Genomic DNA, 263 nt, shown 5'->3' with positions numbered 1-263 from the left:
TAGATGACCATCGTGTAAGATACATCACCAAAGTGTCTTGTAACGGTGACTTCAGTCTCATGGCCTTGTCGGGTGAATATGGTGTCAGCTTGGTCTATCCCTATGACAAAGGAAGAGTCTGGTATCGCACTCTTTGCTTTTTCTCTTCTATGGAAGATGCAGACATAGAATCTCTTTCTCTGGATGAGGAGAAAGGTATCGTTTGGGTGTCTCATCAGAAAGGTTTCGAGACTCTAACGATCCAGTATGGAGTGATTCAATCG

General features: G+C 43.7%; 1 protein-coding gene. It reads left to right on the top strand.

The features are described 5' to 3' along the window. Window positions 1-59: 59 nt before the first annotated feature. Window positions 60-263 (top strand): hypothetical protein (locus tag A3761_RS06800; protein WP_197472915.1); only part of this gene is annotated, 204 nt, incomplete at its 3' end.

The sequence above is a fragment of the Oleiphilus sp. HI0123 genome (genome assembly GCF_001635315.1).
Note: the sequence above shows the minus strand (reverse complement) of the source record. Positions and strands in the feature narration are given on the sequence as shown.